This window comes from Vibrio sp. 704, assembly GCF_033339295.1.
The window spans coordinates 1-2,321 of record NZ_JAWOUH010000051.1 but is presented as its reverse complement, the minus strand read 5'-3'; the positions used below and the strand labels follow the sequence as shown (position 1 = coordinate 2,321).

Here is a 2,321-nt window from a genome sequence, read left to right as displayed (position 1 = left end):
AGTTGGTTAGAATACCGGCCTGTCACGCCGGGGGTCGCGGGTTCGAGTCCCGTCCACTCCGCCACTTATATTAAGCCCCAGTCGAAAGACTGGGGCTTTTTCGTTTGGTCGTGTCCCCTAGAAATGCATTTACACATTGAAGGCGAGACAATACGACTTTCTTTACCCTTTTGGCACATGAGTTTCTCAGGAAGATGGGCCTGCTGCCTGCACTTCCAATTACTCCGAGTTTGTATTATGTCCTCGTTGAAAGATTGGTCATTTGAACAATGAGTCTTTATAACACTCGCCCTCAACCGTAGTAGAATGAATAGTCTTCCTCACTGCGCGTTTTGTTAGCGTCTCTCTTAAACAATAATTTTCTACATCTTATTTCTCAAACATTCATTGCTTCCATGTTTAGAGCGGGACCGTCGTTGCGTGGATTACGCAATTTCCCGAAATATAGTGAGGAAGAGATCTAAGTCTTCCGAAAATTAATGCCTTTTAGAAAACTTTGTTTTCTTTGCTGAACTTGCTAGTAGCGATTAACCTAAGAGGAGTTCTTGAGGAGTATGTTTGATGATGCAACAAATAAAAAATGAAACGCTGAAATCTGTATTTAAGCAATGGTCTTCCGAAGAGGGAATTGTGGTCATCAACCCTGCAACTGAGCAAGAGTTAATTCGGTTAAAGCCTAGTACTCTTGATGAGTTAGATGATCTCATTGGTCAGTGCAAAACGGAGCAAGTCCGTTGGGCTAAATTAAGTGCCAAAGAGCGCTCTCGTCGTTTGAGGGGGTGGTATCAACTACTTCTTGATAATGCAGAAGACATAGCCACGATTATTACCTTAGAGCAGGGTAAACCTTTAGCTGAGAGCAAAGGGGAAGTGATGTATGGTGCCTCTTTTGTCGAGTGGTTCTCAGAAGAAGCAAAACGTGCTTATGGCGAAGTTATTCCTGCCCCCACGACAGATAGACGTCTATCTGCAATTCGCCAGCCTGTGGGAGTATGCGCTGCAATTACACCTTGGAACTTCCCTATTGCGATGATTACAAGAAAAGCAGCACCAGCCCTAGCGGCAGGTTGTGGCATGTTGATCAAGCCATCAGAGCTTACCCCTCTCACTGCAATTGCTGTTGTTGAATTAGCTTATCAGGCTGGTATCCCTAAAGAACTGCTTTCTGTCGTGGTGTCGGAGCAGGCTGCTGAGTTTGGTCAAGTACTAAGTACTGATCCTAGGATTCAGAAGATCTCTTTTACGGGGTCTACGCGCGTTGGGAAAATTTTGATGAAGCAAGCCAGTGATTCAGTCAAGGCGGTGTCGATGGAGTTGGGTGGTAATGCGCCTTTCATCGTGTTTGAAGATGCAGACTTAGATGAGGCTGCGGAAGGGCTTGTCGCGTCGAAGTTCCGTAATGCAGGGCAAACATGTGTTTGTACCAATCGGCTATATGTTCATAAAAATGTAAAACAAGCTTTTATTGATAAAGTATTGTCGAAGTTAAGCAAATTAAAGCTTGGAAATGGTTTAGAGAAAGGTGTCACATTAGGTCCTGTTATTACGATGGCCTCTAAGCATCGACTAGAGGCGGTGATCGATCAAGCTGTACAAGAAGGAGCCTCTATTGCTAACTCTCCACAGAGACGGCCTGGTCGCTTTATGGAGCCCGTTCTTTTGGATAGTGTGACGCAGAATATGTCGATTGTTCAGCAAGAGCTATTCGGGCCTGTGTTGCCTATTGTTACCTTTGAAAATGATTATCAAGTTCTCGAAATGGCGAACGATACAGAATATGGTTTGGCTTGCTATTTCTATACGAATAGCTTGAAGCGTATTATGGCTTTTAGTGAAGGTTTAGAGTACGGCATGGTTGGAGTTAATGAAGGGATCATCTCTACTGAAGTGGCTCCATTTGGTGGAGTTAAAGAGTCGGGTGTTGGACGGGAAGGTGCTAAGCAAGGACTCGATGAATATCTGGAGACAAAGTATATTTGTCTTGGTGGTTTAAGCTGATTTCAGAGATGGCCGATTGAATTAAAAAGCTAGGTTTTTACCTGGCTTTTTTTAGTTGAAAGATACACCATTTGCCACGCGCGTTTGTGGTTAATATTTTCTGGTTACTTAGTGAGTCGATAGTTAGCTTGCGGTAAGCGGTTTTTAATAATCAAAGCGCTTATGTTATTTCGTGGGTAGTAGGAGAGAGCTTAGCTTTAAACTAATACAAAAAAGCCGCATCAAGTGATGCGGCTTCTTCTAATATGGCTCCTCCTGCTGGGCTCGAACCAGCGACCTGCGGATTAACAGTCCGTCGCTCTACCAACTGAGCTAAGGAGGAA

At 44.1% G+C, this 2,321-nt stretch carries 1 protein-coding gene and 1 tRNA gene; one reads left to right on the top strand and one right to left on the bottom strand.

The features are described from left to right. The first annotated feature begins 561 nt into the window (after positions 1-561). On the top strand, positions 562-1,998 hold the full coding sequence (locus tag R7R24_RS24285) for an NAD-dependent succinate-semialdehyde dehydrogenase (protein ID WP_081007970.1): 1,437 nt from the start codon (positions 562-564) through the stop codon (positions 1,996-1,998). Between the two features lie 246 nt (positions 1,999-2,244). On the opposite strand, the gene R7R24_RS24280 is transcribed toward R7R24_RS24285, so the two are convergent. Next, positions 2,245-2,320 (bottom strand) — tRNA-Asn (locus R7R24_RS24280). Position 2,321: the final 1 nt, after the last annotated feature.